This is a genomic window from Duganella flavida, assembly GCF_009857445.1.
Classification (GTDB): domain Bacteria; phylum Pseudomonadota; class Gammaproteobacteria; order Burkholderiales; family Burkholderiaceae_D; genus Rugamonas; species Rugamonas flavida.
This window is the reverse complement of record NZ_WWCN01000005.1, coordinates 54,953-72,952: the sequence shown is the minus strand read 5'-3', so window position 1 is coordinate 72,952 and position 18,000 is coordinate 54,953. Positions and strand designations below refer to the sequence as shown.

At 59.3% G+C, this 18,000-nt stretch carries 19 protein-coding genes; 10 read left to right on the top strand and 9 right to left on the bottom strand.

Translation table 11 applies throughout. The features are described 5' to 3' along the window. Positions 1-18 precede the first annotated feature (18 nt). From GTP46_RS09100 to GTP46_RS09065, 8 genes are all read left to right on the top strand, one after another. Positions 19-1,641, top strand: a complete 1,623-nt coding sequence (locus tag GTP46_RS09100; protein ID WP_229258867.1) for an ABC transporter substrate-binding protein — start codon at positions 19-21, stop codon at positions 1,639-1,641. 20 nt (positions 1,642-1,661) lie between these two features. Further along, positions 1,662-2,543, top strand: a complete 882-nt coding sequence (locus GTP46_RS09095; protein WP_161006316.1) for a YihY/virulence factor BrkB family protein — start codon at positions 1,662-1,664, stop codon at positions 2,541-2,543. Positions 2,544-2,903: 360 nt separating this feature from the next. Beyond that, positions 2,904-3,203 (top strand): ArsR/SmtB family transcription factor, encoded by a 300-nt coding sequence (locus GTP46_RS09090; RefSeq protein WP_161006315.1) that lies wholly within the window; start codon positions 2,904-2,906, stop codon positions 3,201-3,203. Continuing rightward, positions 3,200-3,646: an arsenate reductase ArsC gene (locus tag GTP46_RS09085; RefSeq protein WP_161006314.1), complete on the top strand. Its 447-nt coding sequence runs from the start codon at positions 3,200-3,202 to the stop codon at positions 3,644-3,646. Before GTP46_RS09090 ends, GTP46_RS09085 begins: the two co-directional genes overlap by 4 nt. Then, positions 3,640-4,926 carry an arsenic transporter gene (locus tag GTP46_RS09080; protein ID WP_161006313.1) on the top strand — a complete coding sequence of 429 codons (1,287 nt, stop codon included), beginning with the start codon at positions 3,640-3,642 and terminating at the stop codon, positions 4,924-4,926. The genes GTP46_RS09085 and GTP46_RS09080 overlap by 7 nt, the downstream gene beginning before the upstream one ends. Then, entirely contained in the window at positions 4,923-5,840 is a 918-nt protein-coding gene (gene lepB, locus GTP46_RS09075) for a signal peptidase I (protein WP_161006312.1), read from the top strand. Before GTP46_RS09080 ends, lepB begins: the two co-directional genes overlap by 4 nt. A 10-nt stretch (positions 5,841-5,850) precedes the next feature. After that, positions 5,851-6,438, top strand: coding sequence for a flavin reductase family protein (locus GTP46_RS09070; RefSeq protein WP_161006311.1), 588 nt, complete (start codon positions 5,851-5,853; stop codon positions 6,436-6,438). A 112-nt stretch (positions 6,439-6,550) separates the two neighbouring features. Then, the gene (locus GTP46_RS09065; protein ID WP_161006310.1) at positions 6,551-6,844 is read left to right on the top strand and encodes a GIY-YIG nuclease family protein; all 294 of its coding nucleotides are present in this window, start codon (positions 6,551-6,553) and stop codon (positions 6,842-6,844) included. Between the two features lie 42 nt (positions 6,845-6,886). Here the strand turns inward: GTP46_RS09065 and GTP46_RS09060 are convergent, their stop codons facing one another. The 6 genes from GTP46_RS09060 to GTP46_RS09035 all read right to left on the bottom strand — a co-directional run bounded on the left by GTP46_RS09060 (position 6,887) and on the right by GTP46_RS09035 (position 13,426). Beyond that, on the bottom strand, positions 6,887-8,014 hold the full coding sequence (locus GTP46_RS09060; protein WP_161006309.1) for an acyl-CoA dehydrogenase family protein: 1,128 nt from the start codon (positions 8,012-8,014) through the stop codon (positions 6,887-6,889). 54 nt (positions 8,015-8,068) lie between these two features. Next, positions 8,069-8,743: an SDR family oxidoreductase gene (locus GTP46_RS09055; RefSeq protein ID WP_161006308.1), complete on the bottom strand. Its 675-nt coding sequence runs from the start codon at positions 8,741-8,743 to the stop codon at positions 8,069-8,071. Continuing rightward, positions 8,743-9,942, bottom strand: coding sequence for an acetyl-CoA C-acyltransferase (locus GTP46_RS09050; protein WP_161006307.1), 1,200 nt, complete (start codon positions 9,940-9,942; stop codon positions 8,743-8,745). Before GTP46_RS09050 ends, GTP46_RS09055 begins: the two co-directional genes overlap by 1 nt. Further along, a complete protein-coding gene (gene aceK, locus GTP46_RS09045; RefSeq protein ID WP_161006306.1) occupies positions 9,935-11,767 on the bottom strand; it encodes a bifunctional isocitrate dehydrogenase kinase/phosphatase in 1,833 nt (610 codons plus the stop codon). Before aceK ends, GTP46_RS09050 begins: the two co-directional genes overlap by 8 nt. A gap of 19 nt (positions 11,768-11,786) precedes the next feature. Next, positions 11,787-12,971 carry an isovaleryl-CoA dehydrogenase gene (locus GTP46_RS09040; protein ID WP_161006305.1) on the bottom strand — a complete coding sequence of 395 codons (1,185 nt, stop codon included), beginning with the start codon at positions 12,969-12,971 and terminating at the stop codon, positions 11,787-11,789. A 65-nt stretch (positions 12,972-13,036) separates the two neighbouring features. Beyond that, positions 13,037-13,426: a MerR family transcriptional regulator gene (locus GTP46_RS09035; RefSeq protein WP_161006304.1), complete on the bottom strand. Its 390-nt coding sequence runs from the start codon at positions 13,424-13,426 to the stop codon at positions 13,037-13,039. A 283-nt stretch (positions 13,427-13,709) separates the two neighbouring features. Between GTP46_RS09035 and GTP46_RS09030 the strand changes: the two genes are divergently transcribed. Together GTP46_RS09030 and GTP46_RS29440 are read left to right on the top strand one after the other, a co-directional pair. After that, positions 13,710-14,117, top strand: a complete 408-nt coding sequence (locus tag GTP46_RS09030; protein WP_161006303.1) for a hypothetical protein — start codon at positions 13,710-13,712, stop codon at positions 14,115-14,117. A gap of 230 nt (positions 14,118-14,347) precedes the next feature. Further along, entirely contained in the window at positions 14,348-14,518 is a 171-nt protein-coding gene (locus GTP46_RS29440; protein ID WP_202414210.1) for a hypothetical protein, read from the top strand. A gap of 4 nt (positions 14,519-14,522) precedes the next feature. Here the strand turns inward: GTP46_RS29440 and GTP46_RS09025 are convergent, their stop codons facing one another. From GTP46_RS09025 to GTP46_RS09015, 3 genes are all read right to left on the bottom strand, one after another. After that, positions 14,523-15,119, bottom strand: coding sequence for a UbiX family flavin prenyltransferase (locus tag GTP46_RS09025; RefSeq protein WP_161006302.1), 597 nt, complete (start codon positions 15,117-15,119; stop codon positions 14,523-14,525). Next, a complete protein-coding gene (grxD, locus tag GTP46_RS09020) occupies positions 15,112-15,423 on the bottom strand; it encodes a Grx4 family monothiol glutaredoxin (protein WP_008443113.1) in 312 nt (103 codons plus the stop codon). The genes GTP46_RS09025 and grxD overlap by 8 nt, the downstream gene beginning before the upstream one ends. A gap of 67 nt (positions 15,424-15,490) precedes the next feature. Continuing rightward, the gene (locus tag GTP46_RS09015) at positions 15,491-17,851 is read right to left on the bottom strand and encodes a Tex family protein (protein WP_161006301.1); all 2,361 of its coding nucleotides are present in this window, start codon (positions 17,849-17,851) and stop codon (positions 15,491-15,493) included. Between the last annotated feature and the right edge of the window lie 149 nt (positions 17,852-18,000).

The following is an 18,000-nucleotide window of genomic DNA, read 5'->3' as shown; positions in this document are numbered from 1 at the left end:
CGAAAAATTTGTGCAGCAATGATCGTCGCCCTCGCGCACGCGGGGGCCCATGCCGAGCCTAAAGTGCTGCATGCCTTCCTCAGCACCGGCGAAACCGCCCTCGATCCCGCCGTGGCTTCCGACGTGGCGACTCTCAGCCTGCTGGAAAACCTGTTCGATCCCCTGCTGCGCTACGATTACACCGCCCGTCCGGTCAAGCTAATCCCCAACACGCTGGCCGCCATGCCCGAAGTAACGAATGGCGGCAAAACCTACACCTTCCGCCTGCGGCAGGACGTCTATTTCACGTCGGATGCCGCTTTCAAGGCCGCTAAACGGCAAGTCACCGCCAGCGACTATGTCTACAGTTTCAAGCGCCTGTACGACCCCACGCTGAAATCGCCGTGGCTCTACCTGTTCGACGGCGTGGCCGACATCCAAGCCGTGGACGCTCAAACCCTGCGCATTCGCCTGAAAGCGCCCGATCCCAACTTCCTGTTCTACCTCGCTATGCCGGCCACCGGCGTGATGGCGCGCGAAGTGGTGGAGACATACGGCGCACAAGTCGGCAATCATCCTGTCGGCACTGGCCCGTTCAAAATCGGCACATGGAAGCATAGCGACCAAATCGTCCTGCTGGCCAACCGCGACTTCCGCCCGACGGAATTTGAGGGTAAGCGCCTGCCGCTGCTGGACCGCATCGACATCAAAATCGTTGAGGAATACCAGTCGCGCGTGCTGGGCTTCCTGAATGGCGAATTCGATTTCCTCGAACAGCTGCCGGAGTCGATGAAGGAAATGGTGCTCACCGATGATGCGAAACTGAAGCCCGAACTGGCCCGCAAAGGCATCATCCTCGCGCCCTTCCCGGTGCTGCAGACCTACTACATGTGGATGAACATGGACGATCCGGTCATCGGCGGCTACAGCAAAGAGAAGGTCGCCCTGCGCCGCGCCATCGCTTTAGGCTACAACCGCGACGAAGATATCAGTACCATGAAGAAGGGCCTCGCACTGCCCGCCATCACGCCGCTGCCGCCGAATGTGCTGGGTAACGATCCGCAGTACCGCAGCCCGGTGGCCTATGATCCCGCGCTGGCTAATGCGCTGCTGGACCGCTACGGCTACCGCAAATCCAGCGCTGGTTTTCGCACTCAGCCCGACGGCAAGCCGCTCACGCTGGTGATGCACAGCGAATCCTCCACCGTCGGCCGTTTGCGCGATGAGCTGTGGCGCAAGAACCTGAATGCCATCGGCCTGAAGGTCGTCTTTAAGAGCGACAAGAAAACGGAAATCATCAAAGCCTCGCGCCTTGGCTCAGTGATGATGTTCGAAACGAACTGGGTGGCCGACTTCCCCGACGGCGACAATTTCTATCAGCTGCTGTATGGTCCCAACGCCGGCCGCGCCAATTACGCGCGTTTCAATCTTCCGGCATACAATCAGCGTTACGAGCAAGCCCGCTTGATGGGGGAGTCGCCGCAGCGCATGGCCCTGTATGATGAACTGGCGAACATCATCCACGCTTATACGCCGTGGGTGCTGCTGACGCATCCCATCTCCGCCGACTTGCAGCAGCCGTGGTTGAAAAATTACCGTCGCCATCCGGTGGAATTCACCAACTGGCGTTATCTGGACGTAGACGCACATACCGCACACTGAGCTGTGCCTAAGATGACAGAATGAACCTGTTCAACCGCAGGGCGCTGGCCTATGTGGCGCGCCATCCCATGGATTTTACGGTGCAATGCCTGAAAGGCTTCCGCGCCAATCAAGGCCTGCTGCTGGCGGGCGCGGTAGCGTATTACTCGCTGCTGTCTATCCTGCCGCTGTTGATGCTGGTGGTGGTGGCGCTGTCGCACGTAATCGACCAGCAGGAATTGCTGACCACTGTGGGGCGCTATCTGAACTGGCTGGTGCCGGGGCAGTCCAAACCGATCGTGGCCGAGGTGGGGCAGTTTCTTGAGCATCGCGACCTGGTCGGCGGCGTACTGCTGGTCAGTATGCTGTTTTTCAGTTCACTGGCGTTCACGGTGCTGGAAAACTCCATGTGCGTGATTTTCAAGCACCGCGTGGAGATACGGCGGCGGCATTTCCTAGTCTCGGCCATCATGCCCTATTGTTATATCCTGTCGCTGGGCGCGGGCATGCTGCTGGTGACGCTGGTGGCGGGCAGCTTGCAGGTGCTGGGCGAAGAGAGTGTGCAGCTGTTTGGTTATAGCTGGTCGCTGCATGGCGTGTCTGGCGCACTGCTGTATTTACTGGGATTGGCGGGCGAGGTGCTGGTGCTGTCATCGATTTACCTGGTGATGCCGGTGGGGCGCTTGTCCTTGTCGCACGCGCTGATCGGCGGCGTGACGGCGGCGCTGCTGTGGGAAGTGGCGCGGCGCATTCTCGTCTGGTACTTCTCCACCCTGTCGCAGGTGAACGTGGTGTATGGCTCGATGACCACTGCCATCATCGTCATGTTCAGCCTGGAGATCGGTGCGACCTTGCTGCTATTCGGCGCGCAGGTGATTTCCGAATTCGAGCGCGTGGGGCGTGGCCGTACACAAATAAAATAATTTGTGCGACGCACAAAAAGTGTGATACACTACGTTCAGTGGTTGAGGTTTGCAAGCAAACAGTCCCACGTTCGGCCAATGCGCCGCGCTCCAGAGTTGTGTAAGTTCAAGGGCGCAGGTGACGCAGACGCTGGAGTTGTAATTCCGAATACGTTGGTCGATTTACACGTCAAGGGCACCATGCAGATAGCATGGGCGTTTGAGACGCCGCCTCACTTGGCAGATAGCCTTGGAGACCGGTACGATTGAAGAATAGGTAATACATTGGAACAAAGCCCGCAGAGATGCGGGCTTTTTTTTATGGCCAATTCATTTCGATATTATTTGAAATGTCGAATGGTTTGCGGTAGCATGCTTCGCATGAATACTAAACAAACCTTGGCTGCGTTGTCGGCCCTCGCGCAGGAGAGCCGGCTGGCGATGTTCCGGCTGCTGGTGCAGACCGGGCCGGATGGACTGGCCGCCAGCAAAATCGGCGAGCGGCTCGATATTGCGCCGTCTTCTCTGTCCTTCCACCTCAAGGAGCTGACGCATGCGGGCTTGATCGCGTCGCGCCAGGACGGACGGTTCGTCATTTATTCAGCCGATATCGCCAAGATGAATGGCCTGATCGGATTTTTAACTGAAAACTGCTGCGGTGGCGTCTCGTGCAAACCATGAACATTCTTTTCCTGTGTACCGGTAATTCCTGCCGCTCGGTGTTGAGCGAAGCGACCTTTAATCATCTGGCACCGCCGGCGTGGCGGGCGATTAGCGCTGGCAGCCAGCCGGCCGGCAAGCTGCATCCGCGTGCGGTGGCGCTGTTGCAGCGTAAGGGGATTTCGACAGAGGGTTATTTCAGCAAGTCGTGGAATGATTTGCCGGTGACGCCGGATATCGTCATCACGGTCTGTGGCAGTGCGGCCGGCGAGACCTGCCCGGCCTATCTCGCGCCGGTGTTGCGCGCGCATTGGAGCGTGGATGATCCCGGCCACGTGGTCGGCACGGAAGAAGAAATCGAAGCGGCATTTGAAGAAACCTACCGCATTATCCGCGCCCGCATCGAGGCGTTTTTGGCGCTGCCTGCCATCACCAAAGAAGCATTGGAGCGCATCGGATGCTGAACGCACTACTGATTTTTATCGCCACGCTGGTGCTGGTGATTTGGCAGCCGCGCGGCTTGGGTATCGGCTGGAGCGCTTCGTTGGGCGCGGCAGCGGCACTGCTGGCGGGTGTGATTCAGGTGAGCGATATTCCGGTGGTGTGGCACATCATCTGGAATGCGACGGCGACGCTGGTGTGCATCATCATTACCAGCCTGTTGCTGGACAAGGCGGGCTTCTTTGAATGGGCCGCATTGCACGTGGCGCGTTGGGGCGGCGGCAGCGGCAAGCGTTTGTTTGTGTTGCTGGTGCTGCTGGGAGCCGTGGTGTCAGGGCTGTTCGCCAACGATAGTGCGGCGCTGATCCTGACGCCGATTGTGATCGCGATGCTGAATCCCTTGGGATTCTCGGCCCGCGCGACGCTGGCGTTTGTGATGGCGGCGGGCTTTGTCTCCGATACCGCGAGCTTGCCGCTGATCGTGTCCAACCTGGTGAACATCGTCACCGCAGATTATTTCGGCGTCAGCTTCGCGCGCTATGCATCGGTGATGGTGCCGGTGAACTTTGTCGCTGTAGCGGCCACGCTGGCTGTGCTGATGTGGTTCTTCCGCCGCGATATTCCTGACGATTACGACGTTGCGCAGATCAAGGATCCGGCGCTGGCGATCCATGACCGTCCGACTTTCATTGCGGGATGGTGGGTGCTGGCGTTGCTGCTGGTTGGTTTCTTTGTGATCGAACCTTTGGGCGTGCCGATTTGCGCGGTGGCGGCGTTTGGATCGCTGGTGCTGTTGGTGGTCGCAGCGCGCGGCCATCGCATCTCGACGCGCGAAGTGCTGCTGCACGCGCCGTGGCAGATCGTGATCTTCTCGCTGGGGATGTACCTGGTGGTGTATGGCCTGCGTAACGCCGGCCTGACTGCCTACCTTACCGCAGCGCTGAACTGGTGCGCGCAATATGGCGTATGGGGCGCAGCCATGGGCACAGGCTTCCTGACTGCCATCCTGTCCTCGATCATGAACAACCTGCCGACGGTGCTGGTCGGTGCGCTGTCGGTTGATGCCACCACGACGCACGGTGCAGTGCGCGAAGCGATGATTTATGCGAACGTGATTGGCAGCGACCTCGGTCCGAAGATCACGCCCATCGGCAGCCTGGCCACGCTGCTTTGGCTGCACGTGCTGGCCAACAAAGGCACGCGCATCTCGTGGGGCTACTACTTCCGCGTGGGGATAGTCTTGACCTTGCCGGTATTGTTTGTCACGCTGGCGGCTTTAGCCCTTCGCCTGGAGATCGCTTGAAACCCAAAAAATGGATTGCTCTTGTACTTGGATTTATCGCCGCGCCGCTAGGTTTTCTGTATGTTGATGCACCTCGGTGGAGCGCGATCAGTCTCGTAGTAGGTTTGGTGGCTGGTCTCGCGAGTTTTCTCTTGCCTGACGCTTCGCTTGAATTGGCATTTGGCTTGCTCTCGGTTGCCCTTGGCGTATTCTGGGCGCTGAGAGCATATCGCTTCGCTGCTGCGAGCGCGGAAGGCGAAGTCCGGCGCTGGTACTCGCGCTGGTACGGCTTGACGGCGATAGCAGCAGTTGCGGTGGTTATCGTGTCTCTGCTGAGGATTTTTTTGTACGAGCCATTTCGTGCGCCGTCTACTTCCATGCAGCCTTCGGTCATGCGAGGTTCTAACCTGCTGGTACAAAAATGGGGCTATGGGCATTTCAGCACGATGGGCGTGCGCCTGGGGAGTGCGGAGATGTCCGCACCAATCCAGCGCGGCGACATCATGGTTTTCGATTATCCACGTGATCCTAGTACGACTTATCTCAAGCGTGTTGTTGGGCTACCGGGCGATCAAATCGTTTATCACGACAAGCATTTGTTCGTGAATGGTGTTGATGTTCGCGGCAAAGCATTGGGAGAATATCTGGATGCGGAACGACTGGTCTATCTCAAGCGCTACCGGGAAAAGCTGGGCCAGACCGAACACGATATTTTGATTAACGACAGCGCTACGCCGTGGCATGGCAGCAGCGCCTACGATTTGCCAGGCCAGTGCACGACTGAGCACGAGACGATCCGCTGCACAGTGCCCGCTGCCAGTTATTTTGTCATGGGCGATAACCGCGATAATAGTCTGGACAGCCGCTATTGGGGCTTTGTGTCCGCCAAAGCGATGATCGGCAAGGTTGTGTACATTGTCGCGCCGCGTAGTTAAGGAGTGAGAAGTGGATCAGCATATCAAACCAGTGGAACTGGAAAAATCGTATCGCTTGTTGAATCATGGGCCGACGGTGTTAGTGTCGGCGGCGCATGACGGCGTTGAGAATGTGATGTCTGCGGCGTGGTCGTGCGCGCTGGATTTTTCGCCGCCCAAGGTGACAGTGGTGCTGGACAAGGCGACTGCCACGCGGCCGCTGGTGGAGCAGAGCGGCTACTTCGCGCTGCAGGTGCCGAATGTGTCGCAGGTCCAGCTGACGTATGACGTCGGCCATACCAGCGCAATCGATACGCCGGACAAGCTGGCCAAGGCCGGCGTGCAGCTGTTCCGCGTGGATGGCTATGATGTGCCGCTGGTCTCTGGTTCGTCAGCGTGGCTGGTCTGCAAAGTGATTCCCGAGCCGCGCAATGAACAGGTGTATGACCTGTTCATCGGCGAAGTGGTGGCCGCGTATGCGGACGAACGTGTGTTCAGCAATGGCCACTGGCATTTCGAGAGTGCCGACCCAGGTTTGCGCAGCCTGCACTACATCGCTGGCGGCACTTTCTACGCCATCGGCGACGCCGTCGTCGCCGATACCAGCAACGCCAACTAACCACCCCGTCATTCCCGCGAAAGCGCGAATCCATAAGACGTTTGCGGAACGTCAGCATCAAGCCTTAGCGATAGCGAGATTATTTTTTTTCATACCTTGAAGGATGAGAAAAATGGAAAAATCAAGCTATGTCTATATTCTGGCGAGTGGCAGGTACGGTACTTTGTACACCGGAGTTACCTCAAACTTAGTCCGACGCGTATGGGAACATCGTGAGGGTTTGGTTGATGGATTTACCAAGGAATACGGTGTAAAACAGTTGGTTTGGTTCGAGCAGGATGTTGATATCTATGCAGCTATCACTCGTGAGAAGCAGATTAAGAAGTGGCGGCGGGATTGGAAGATTGAGTTGATTCAGAAAACAAATCCTTTGTGGAGGGATTTGTTTCCTGATATCTGTGCTTGATGCGGGTTATGGATTCCCGCTTTCGCGGGAACGACGAGGGGGTTAGAGGGCGCGGGCGATCAGGATTTTCTGGATGTCGCTGGTGCCTTCGTAGATCTGGCAGACGCGCGCGTCGCGGTAGATGCGTTCTACCGGGAAGTCGCTCACGTAGCCGTAACCGCCGTGGATCTGGATGGCGTCTGAGCAGACCTTCTCCGCCATTTCGGAGGCGAACAGCTTGGCCATTACGGCTTCTTTCAGGCAGGGCAGGCCGGCGTCCTTCATCGATGCGGCGTGCAGGATCAGCTGGCGCGCGGCTTCAATCTGCATCGCCATTTCAGCCAGTTTGAATTGCACCGATTGGTGTTCGAAGATTGGCTTGCCGAAGCTCTCGCGTTCACGCGCGTAGTTCAATGCTGCTTCGTATGCGGAGCGCGCCATGCCGACCGATTGCGAGGCGATGCCGATGCGGCCGCCCTCCAGGCCGGACAAGGCGATCTTGTAGCCCTGCCCTTCTTCGCCTATCAAATTCTCAGCCGGGATGCGGCAGTTTTCAAACAGGATTTGCGCGGTATCCGATGAGTGCTGGCCCATCTTCTGTTCAATGCCGGCCACGATGTAGCCGGGCGTCGACGTCGGCACCCAGAATGCGCTAATACCTTTTTTGCCCGCGGCTTTGTCGGTCACCGCCATCACGATCGCCACGTCGGCGTGCTTGCCGCTGGTGATGAACTGCTTCACGCCATTCAGCACATAGTGATCGCCATCGCGGGTGGCGGTGGTGCGCAGTGCGGCGGCATCGCTGCCGGTGTGCGGTTCGGTGAGACAGAAGGCGCCCAGCATGTCGCCCTGCGCCAGTGGCCGCAGCCATTGTTCTTTTTGCTGCGCGTTCGCATACATCATGCCGATGCTGCATACCGGGCAGTTGTTGACAGAGATGATGGTGGACGTGCCGCCATCACCTGCCGCGATTTCTTCCAATACCAAAGCCAGGGACACGTAATCCATGCCCGCCCCGCCCAGTTCCTCTGGCACGGCGACGCCGAAAGCGCCCAGTGCTGCAAGCTCCTTCAGTTCTTCTTGCGGGAAGTGGTGTTCCTTGTCCCAGCGGGCTGCGTTGGGGGCCAGACGCTCTTGCGCAAAGCTGCGCAAGGCGTCGCGGATCATTTCATGTTCCTGACTCAGTATCATATTCGTCTCGTTTAATTATTTTTTATTGGCCCCCTGCGGGGGCCAATGTATCGATCACCAGCCGATGGTTGTGCCATCGTAGTTGCGATAAGTCGCCTGGTCGGACGCGGGTAGCGTCGCCAGCGTGTTGCGGATGCCTGCTGCGCTCTCTTCTACTGAGAGATCTGCGCTGTCGCCACCCATGTCGGTGCGCACCCAGCCTGGATGGAAGGCCACGCACGTTACCCCTTGTTTGCCATGCACCAGCGCCGTGTCGATCAGCACTGAATTCAGCGCCGCCTTACTGGCGCGGTACAGCGAACCAGCGGGCGAACTGCGTTCGCTCAACGATCCCATACGCGACGACAGCACGGCTAATTTGCCGTCACCGCGCGACGCGGCCACCATCGGCGCCAGGACCGGCAGCAGACGCATGGCCGCCAGCACATTGGTGTGCATGACGGCGTTGAAGTCGGTCTCCATCGGGAAGCCGTCGTGGCGCGGGCCGTACACGCCCGCGTTGAGGATGGCGACGTCCAGCTCTTCACCATCCAGCTTCCAGCCGATGCCGGCCACCGCCTCGACGTTGTTCACATCCAGCTTGTGCGGCTCGGCGCCGAGCGCCAACAGTGCGTCGCAGTCTTCCTGCTTGCGCGCGGTGGCGATCACGCGCCAGCCGTCGGCCCGGTACTGTTTGACCAGTTCCAGGCCGATGCCGCGCGAGGCGCCGATGATTAATGCCGTCGCCATTACACCAGCTCCACTGCCATGGCAGTCGCTTCGCCGCCGCCGATGCACAGCGCCGCCACGCCTTTTTTGCCGCCGGTGCGTTTCAGTGCGCCCAGCAGGGTGACGATGATGCGCGCGCCGGATGCGCCGATCGGGTGGCCCAGTGCGCAGGCGCCGCCGTGGATGTTGACTTTGTCATGCGGGATGTCGAGGTCGCGCATGGCGGCCATCGGCACGGCGGCGAAAGCTTCGTTGATCTCGAACAGGTCGACGTCCTTGGTGGTCCAGCCGATTTTCTTGTACAGCTTTTCGACGGCGCCGATAGGCGCAGTGGTGAACAGGTTAGGTTCTTGTGCGAAGGTGGCGTGGCCGTGAATGCGGGCGATCGGTGTCAGGCCCAGTTCTTTCGCTTTCGATTCACGCATCATTACCAGTGCTGCTGCGCCGTCGTTGATCGACGACGACGAGGCAGCGGTGATGGTGCCGTCTTTTTTGAACGCTGCACGCAGCGTAGGGATCTTTTCCACTTTCGCTTTCAGCGGGCCTTCATCTTTATCGATGACGGTGTCGCCGGCGCGCGAGGTTACGGTGACTGGCGCGATTTCCCACTTGAAGTAGCCTTCGCTGGTAGCGACTTGCGCGCGCTTCACTGATTCGATGGCGAAGTTGTCCTGCGCTTCGCGAGTGAACTCGTACTTGGCCGAGCACTCTTCGGCAAAGGTGCCCATCGAGCGGCCTTCGCCGGTTTTTTCGTTGCGCGAGTAGGCGTCTTCCAGGCCGTCGTACATCATGTGGTCGAACATCATGCCATGGCCGATGCGGTAGCCGCCGCGGGCTTTTGGAATCAGGTAAGGCGCGTTGGTCATGGATTCCATGCCGCCTGCGATTACCACGTCGGCGCTGCCGGCGATCAGTTGGTCGTGCGCGAAGATCGCGGCTTGCATCGCCGAACCGCACATTTTCGACAGCGTGACGGCGCCAGTGGAGGTTGGCAGGCCTGCTTTCAACAGCGCTTGACGCGCAGGCGCCTGGCCTTGGCCCGCCATCAGGCAGTTACCGAAGTAGACGTGTTCTACCAGCTTGCCGTCGATGCCGGAGCGTTCAACGGCGGCCTGGATGGCCACTGCGCCCAGGTCGTGCGCGGACTTGGTGGAGAAGTCGCCCTGGAAGGCGCCCATAGGGGTGCGGGCTGCGCCCACGATGACGATAGGATCATTCATTTTCAAAGGTCTCCATGAAGGGTGGCGGCTTAGGTAACAAACCTTCCGCCGGAATAGTGGATAGCTCCTTGTGGAAGAAGCGGATTTGTTGCGGATACGGATAAACATCCTCCACCAGCCCCTGCTCGATGCGCTGCTTGCGCGCTTGCCAGTACTCGGGTGTGAGCAGGTCGGCGTGGTGCTTGAGGAAGTACTTGCGGATCTTCTGGTTCCCCAGCAGGAAGCTGCCAAACTGCTCGGGGAAGACATCGTGCTTGCCGATCGGGTACCACGGCTCCGACGCCATTTCTTCTTCCTCGTTGCGAGGCTCGGGTATCGCGCGGAACTGGCAGTCGGTGATGTATTCGATTTCGTCGTAGTCGTAGAACACCACGCGCTGATGGCGTGTGACGCCAAAGTTCTTGTACAGCATATCGCCGGGGAAGATGTTGGCGGCGACCAGCTCCTTGATGGCGTTGCCGTATTCGAGCAGGCCGTGTTCCAGCTGCGCGTCATCGTGTTCTTTTTCAGTCAGCCACATATTCAGCGGCACCATGCGGCGCTCGATGTACAAGTGTTTGATGATGATCTGGTCGCCCTCTTCTTCCACCAGCGACGGCGCGAACTGCTTGAGCTCCGCCAGCAGTTCATCCTTGAAGCGGTTGCGCGGGAAGGCGACGTTGGAGTATTCCAGCGTGTCGGCCATGCGGCCCACGCGGTCGTGGTGCTTCACCAGCAGGTACTTCTGCTTGACCAGCGCGCGTGTGGTTTCCTTCGGCGGCGGGTAGAAGTCCTTGATCACCTTGAACACGTAAGGGAAGGACGGCAGCGCGAATACCAGCATCACCAGGCCTTTGATGCCGGGCGCGATGTCGAACAAGTCCGACGAGTGTTTGAGATGCTGAAGATAGTCGCGATAGAACAGCGCCTTGCCCTGCTTCTGCAGGCCGAGGATGGTGTAGATCTCGCTGCGCGGTTTGCGCGGCATCAGCGTGCGCAGGAACTGCACGTAGGCCGACGGCACTTCCATGTCGACCATGAAGTAAGCGCGCGTGAACGAGAACAGCACCGCAATCTGTTCCGGGTCGCACAGCACCGTGTCGAGTATCAGCTCGCCGTGGCGGTTGTGCAGGATTGGCACCACGAACGGATACACGCGGTTGCCGTTGATGCTCTGGCCGACGATGTACGCGCCCTTGTTGCGGAAGAACAGGCTGGATAGCACGTGGATCTGGTGATTCGGCTCGATGCGGGCGTCGCCATATAGCGTGTTGAGGCGGGCCTCCACTTGTTCCACATCGCGCGTGAGGTTGGCGAACTTGGCGTCGAGCTGGAAGTTGGTGACGATGCGCTTGAGCGTGTAGTGCATGCCGTCCGTCGCCGGGTAGTAGACGCGGTAGGTCGGGCGCGGTTCGGCGGTTTCGATGTACTCGGTGGAGATCACCGGGCGCACGAAGATGAATTCGTTGTGGAAGTAGCGCCGGTGCAGGATCTTGCAGCACACGGAGTTGAAGAAGGTTTCGGCCAGCTCCGGCTGCTTATGATCGGACAGCATGCCGATGTAGTGCAGCTTGAGTTCGCGCCACACTTCATCGGTCAGGTCGGCGGGATCGTAGTCGTCTTCCAGCAGCTGCACGCATTCTTCCACGCGCTTGTCGTAGAAATCGATGCGCTCGCGCGCGGCCGTTTGCGCCGCCGTCCAGCTGCCGCGTTCAAAATGCTGCTGCGCCTGCTGGCTGGTCGCGCGGAACAGCCGGTAGTGCTTGTCGAAGCCATCGCGGATGGTGTGCGCGATGTCGAACGCAATCTGCGAACGCAGCAGCTTCGGGAAGGCGGCCTGGGTCATGACGGCATGGGCCGAGGCTTTATTTGGTCTCGGCGAACAGCTCGCGGCCGATCAGCATGCGGCGGATTTCGCTGGTGCCGGCACCGATTTCGTACAGCTTGGCGTCGCGCCACAGGCGGCCGACCGGGTATTCGTTGATGTAGCCGTTGCCGCCCAGGGTCTGGATTGCTTCGCCCGCCATCCAGGTCGCTTTCTCGGCGCTGTACAGGATGGCGCCGGCGGCGTCCTTGCGCAGGTTGCGCACTTGCTCCGGCGAGGTGGCGCGGTCGCAGGCCTGGCCAACGGCGTAGACGTAAGCCTTGCACGCCATCATGGTCGAGTACATATCGGCGATTTTGCCCTGCATCAGCTGGAACTCGCCGATAGCCTGGCCGAACTGCTTGCGGTCGTGGATGTACGGCACCACCACGTCCATGCACGCCTGCATGATGCCGAGCGGACCGCCGGACAGTACGGTGCGCTCAAAGTCCAGGCCCGACATCAGCACGTTCACGCCTTTGCCCAAACCGCCCAGCACGTTCTCGGCCGGCACTTCGCAATCTTCAAACACCAGCTCGCCGGTGTGCGAGCCGCGCATGCCCAGCTTGTCCAGCTTTTGCGCGATCGAGAAGCCTTTGAAACCTTTTTCGATCAGGAAGGCGGTCATGCCTTTCGGGCCGGCTTCCAGGTCGTTCTTGGCGTACACCACCAGCACATCGGCGTCCGGGCCGTTGGTGATCCACATCTTGGTGCCGTTCAGCACCCAGCGGTCGCCCTTGAAATCGGCGCGTAGCTTCATGCTGACCACGTCGGAACCGGCATTCGGCTCGGACATGGCCAATGCGCCGATGTACTCGCCCGAGATCAGCTTCGGCAGGTATTTTTTCTTCTGTTCTTCCGTACCGTTGCGCTTGATCTGGTTGACGCACAGATTCGAGTGGGCGCCATACGACAGGCCGACTGACGCCGACGCGCGCGAGATTTCCTCCATCGCCACGATGTGGGCCAGGTAGCCCATGTTGGCGCCGCCGTATTCTTCCGGCACGGTGACGCCCAGCACGCCCAGCTCACCCATCTTGCGCCACAGGTCCATCGGGAATTGGTCGCTGCGGTCGATTTCCGCCGCGCGTGGGGCGATTTCGGCGGCGGCGAACTGCTGCACGGCTTCGCGCAGGGCGGCGATGTCCTCGCCGTGGTCAAAGGTCAGGCCTGGGAGATGGAGCATGTCTTCCTCTATTCTTTATTGGTTTGAAGCGGCCATGATACGCCGATGTGACGTTAACGTAAACGTCAAGCAGCGGCGTGTGCGGCCATCAGGCGCTGGCACTCGTCTTCGTGGGCCTGGATCTCGGCCAGCGACATTTCAATGTCTTCGCGCTGTTGTTCCAGCGTTTCGCGGTGCTGGGCCAGCACCGCCAGGAAGCGGTGCATCTGGGCGGTCGAATCCTTCGGCGTTTCATACATGTCGACCAGGCTTTTGATCTCGGCCAACGACAGGCCGAGGCGCTTGCCGCGCAGGGTCAGCTTGAGGCGGGTGCGGTCGCGCCCGGTGTACACGCGGTTGCGGCCGCCGGCGCCTTCGCGGGATGGACTCAGCAAGCCCTGGTCTTCGTAAAAACGGATTGCGCGTGCCGTGATGTCGAATTCGCGCGCCAGTTCGGTGATGGTGTAGGTGGACATTTTTCTGATGGATTTCCGTTTACGTCAACGTCAAACCATTGTAGCGCACCGAACATAGAGTTGGTGCCTGCGGCGATGCAAAATGGTATCGTGCGACGTGAAACTCGGTGTACGCCGCATGATAGCTATCCCCTATGGGGCACCGAATAAAATTTGCCACCGATTTTGACTGACGTTTGCTGCAGCACAGGATAAAATGTTAACTATAAAATATTCCAACGTCACAATCGCGGCTAGCTTCGCAGAGACTGACTTTCATGACGCAACGTGAAATAGTTCAATTATGAATTCCTCTAATGAACGCGAAAGCTTTAGCCAGCGCCTGCAACAGGCTCTCAAGAACGCCCACTACTCGCCCGACAGCCCCACCCGGTTGGCGCGCGAATTCAATATCCGTTTCGACGGCCGGCCGATTACCGTCCATGCGGCCCGGAAATGGCTGGTAGGGGAGGCTATTCCGACCCAGGAGAAGCTGCGCATGATCGCCCAGTGGCTGGGCGTACCGGCCGAGTGGCTGCGTTTTGGCGGTCCGGAAGAAGGCGCGCCGAACGGCGAGAACGCCAATGGCCTGTCGCGTTTTGAATCAGCCGACGTCAAACTGATCGCGGATTTACAGCGTCTGGACGAGCATCACCGCCAGATCGCACGGGAATTTATCCGCATGCTGGTGCGGGTGAACTACCAAAAGTAGATATTTTTACGTAGTACTACGCAAAGATGTTAACCGTTCAGGCACAGGGACTTACCGTGCATTCGTGAAACTGGGTTCACATTTTGCCAAGTTTTGTTCGGACCAGGGCGCGCCACAAGCAGCGCCCTTTTTATTTTAACTATCTTTGCGAATTGTCATAGTTTCGCAGCGGATTTCAGGCACAATAGGACAGAACCTACTTCTTGGGGAGTCACGCTTTGAGCCGTTTGATGAAAAGCAATTACAGCAATGCCTCGCAGCTGAAAGATTTGATGACCGCCCCACCCATGAGCGCCGCCCAGCACGCCGAAGTGATGCGCAAGCGTATCGCCCAGCGTCGCATGGTAGAAGAAGCCCGTGAATTGAAGCGCGCCAGCAGTTCTTACTACGACAAGCGCTAAGCTGTTAGGCTGAGTCCGCAGCAGCCTTCAGGCCCGCCCAGCGCGGCGCCAGAGCATGTTCGATCCCAAATAAATCAATGACGCGGGCCACCGTGTGGTCGACCATTTCCGCAATCGTTTGGGGGTTGTGATAGAAGCTCGGCAGCGGCGGGAAGATGATGCCGCCCATTTCCGTGACCGCTGTCATATTGCGCAGGTGCGCGAGATTGAACGGCGTTTCCCGCACCATCAGCACCAGCCGGCGGCGCTCCTTGAGCACCACGTCGGCCGCGCGCGCGATCAGGTTGTCCGACAGGCCGTGTGCGACCGAGGCCAGCGTTTTCATCGAGCAAGGGGCGATAATCATGCCGTCGCTCTGGAATGAGCCGCTGGCAATCGAGGCGCCAACATCGCGCACCTTGTGCACCACGTGGGCATAGGATTCAACTTCGCGCCGCTGCAGGCCAGTTTCCTGGTGCAGGGTGAGGACCGCAGCGTCGGAGATCACTAAATGTGTCTCGACGAGCGGGATATTTTGCAACACTTGCAGCAGACGCACGCCATACACCGCGCCGGTGGCGCCGGTGATGGCAATGATAATCCGCTGTGGCCGATCAGGCATCCAGCAGGGCTTTCAGTTCGCCCGACTCGAACATCTCGTTCATGATGTCCGAACCACCGATGAATTCACCTTTGACGTACAGCTGGGGAATGGTTGGCCAGTTCGAGTAGTCCTTGATGCCTTGACGGACTTCCGGATCTTCCAGCACGTTCACGGTGGCAATGTTTTCAACGCCGCACGCTTTCAGGATCTGGATAGCACGGCCGGAGAAGCCGCATTGTGGGAACTGGGCGGTGCCCTTCATGAACAGCACCACTGGGGTGTTGGTCACGGTTTCTTTGATCCAGGTTTGTACGTCGCTCATAGCTGCCTCTAGGGTAATAAGATGTGGAATACCGGCATTTTATAAGAAAATGCCGGTGCTCGTTATTTTACCCCCGCAGCTTGGCGAAGGCTGCGGCCATACTGCCGCCGATGGCCGGCTCGCGGGTCTGCTGCCGCTGTTGCTCCTTCTGCTGCTGGCCCATGGCGCGGCGGTCGTTACGGTCACCGCGCTGCTGCGGCTGCGAACCGGCTTGCGGCGCGCTGTCGGTCAGGCGCATGGTCAGGGCGATGCGCTTGCGCTTTTCATCTACTTCCAGCACTTTCACTTTCACCACCTGGCCGGCTTTCACCACCGAGTGCGGATCTTTGACGAAGGTGTTGGACAGGGCCGAGATGTGGACCAGGCCATCCTGGTGCACACCGATGTCGACGAAGGCGCCGAAGGCGGCCACGTTGGTCACCACGCCTTCCAGGATCATGTCCGGACGCAGGTCCTTGATTTCTTCCACGCCCTCTTTGAAGGTGGCGGTGGTGAATTCAGGACGCGGGTCGCGGCCCGGCTTTTCCAGTTCCTTCAGGATGTCGGTGATGGTCGGCACGCCGAACTTGTCGTCGGCGTACTTGGCCGGCTGCAGGGTCTTGATCAGCGCGGTTTCACCGATGACGGCCTTGATATCCTTCTTGATGTCGCCCAGGATTTTTTCGACCAGCGGGTAGGATTCCGGGTGGACTGCCGAGGCATCCAGCGGATTTTCGCCGCCCATCACGCGCAGGAAGCCGGCGGCTTGTTCGAAAGTCTTGTCGCCCAGGCGCGGCACGGATTTCAGTCCGGCGCGCGAGGTGAACGCGCCCTTCAGGTCGCGGTAGGTGACGATGGCCTGCGCCACCGACGATGACAGGCCGGACACGCGCGCCAGCAGCGGCGCCGAAGCGGTGTTCACGTCAACGCCGACCGCATTCACGCAATCCTCAACTACAGCATCCAGTGTGCGCGCCAGCTGTGTCTGCGAGACGTCGTGCTGGTACTGGCCGACGCCGATGGATTTCGGATCAATCTTCACCAGCTCGGCCAGCGGATCCTGCAAACGGCGCGCAATCGACACCGCACCACGCAGTGATACGTCCATATCCGGCAGCTCTTTCGAGGCGAATTCGGAGGCCGAGTACACCGACGCGCCGGCCTCGGATACCACGATCTTGCTCATTTTCTGCTCAGGGAAGCGCTTGAGCAGGTCTTGCGCCAGCTTGTCGGTCTCGCGCGAGGCAGTGCCGTTGCCGATCGAAATCAGCGACACATTGTGCTTCATGACCAGCTTGCCCAAGGTGTGCAGCGAACCTTCCCAGTCGTTTTTCGGCTGGTGTGGATAAATCACTGCGGTATCCACAACCTTGCCGGTGGCATCCACCACCGCCACTTTGACGCCGGTGCGCAGGCCCGGGTCCAGGCCCATGGTGGCACGCTGGCCGGCCGGGGCTGCCAGCAACAAGGCTTTCAAATTGGTAGCGAATACATTGATGGCTTCCAGCTCGGATTTCTCGCGCAGCGCGCCCATCAGTTCGGTGTCCAGATGCATGAAGCTCTTCACGCGCCAGGTCCAGCGCGCGGTGTCGGATAGCCATTTATCAGCCGGGCGGCCAGCGCTCTTGATGCCGAAACGGGCGGCGATGCGGCTTTCGCACGGATTGTGCGGTGCGTCCCACTTTGGTTTTTCCGCTTCGGTGTCGAGGCGCAAGGCCACGTCCAGCACGCCTTCGCGGCGGCCACGCATCAGCGCCAGGGCACGGTGCGACGGCACGCTGGCCAGCGGCTCGGAATAATCGAAGTAATCGGCGAACTTTTCGCCTTCCTCTTGCTTACCTTCAATAACTTTGGACTCAACAATGCCATGCTCTTGCACATATTCACGCAGGGATTGCAGCAAGGTAGCGTCTTCAGCAAAGCGTTCCATCAGGATTTGGCGCGCGCCATCGAGCGCGGCCTTGGTGTCGGCCACGCCCGGATTGTTGCCGTCGGTGGTGGTGAAAGCTTCGCGCAGATAGTTGGCGGCTTCGGTTTCCGGGTTCAGTTCCGGATTGCCCAGCAGGCCGTCGGCCAGTGGCGCCAGGCCCGCTTCGATAGCGATCTGGGCCTTGGTGCGGCGTTTTTGCTTGTACGGCAGATATAAGTCTTCCAGACGGGTCTTGTCTTCTGCGTGCATGACAGCATCTAACAACTCTGGTGTCATCTTGTTTTGCTCGGTAATCGATGCCACGATACTGGCGCGGCGGTCTTCCAGCTCGCGCAGGTAGCGCAGGCGCTCTTCGAGCAGGCGCAGCTGGGTATCATCCAGGCCTCCGGTCGCCTCTTTACGATAGCGGGCGATGAAGGGCACGGTGGCACCTTCGTCCAACAGGGCGATGGCGGCGGCAACCTGGGCCGGTTTGGCGACCAGTTCGAGGGCAAGACGTTGTTCGATGGAAGGCAACATGATGGTGATTCCTAGACAGACAAGCCCGGAATAATACGACATTGGCCGCTCAAAAGGACGGCGAACGTGGCGAAGCCCACGCTGACGAACAGGTTTTAGAAGAATTACATGAACACGAACGCTTCAATGGCGGATAATATTGCCTGTTG